General features: G+C 26.4%; 1 protein-coding gene. It reads left to right on the forward strand.

Annotated features, from left to right (window positions below; all coding sequences use genetic code 11):
* Window positions 1–169 precede the first annotated feature (169 nt).
* Window positions 170–572, forward strand: a 403-nt coding sequence (locus FC45_RS07465; RefSeq protein ID WP_479680687.1) for a restriction endonuclease subunit S domain-containing protein, incomplete at its 3' end; no start/stop codon positions are given.

Raw genomic sequence — 572 nt, forward strand, 5'->3', positions numbered from 1 at the left:
AACGATTGTATCCGAAGGTCAGATTTCGTGGTTTTGATGAGTCTTGGAGAACAGAAAAATTGAAAAATATAGGTGAATCTTTTTCAGGTTTGTCTGGAAAAAAAGTTCTGATTTTGGTCATGGAGAAGCTAAATATATTACTTATTTAAATATACTTAATAATCCAATAATAGACACTAAACTTACTGATAAAATAGAAATTGATAATAAACAACACTTAGTTAAAAAAGGTGATATCTTTTTTACTATTTCATCAGAGACTCCTCAAGAAGTAGGCTTATCAAGCGTTTTGGATACTAACCTTAATGAATGCTACTTAAATAGTTTTTCTTTTGGATATCGACTTAAAGAAATAAGTATGTTTGATAATTTATTTAATAGTTATAACTTTCGTTCACCAAATTTTAGAAGAAAAATGTACATTCTTGCTCAAGGAATTTCTAGATATAATATTTCTAAAAAAGCTGTTTTAAATGAAACAATATGTTTCCCAAAAATAAGTGAACAAAAACAAATTGGAAAATTAATTAAATTAATGAACTCTCTTCTTTCTCTTCAACAACGAAAATTAG

The sequence above is a fragment of the Lactobacillus jensenii DSM 20557 genome, from assembly GCF_001436455.1.
In the GTDB taxonomy this organism is placed as follows: domain Bacteria; phylum Bacillota; class Bacilli; order Lactobacillales; family Lactobacillaceae; genus Lactobacillus; species Lactobacillus jensenii.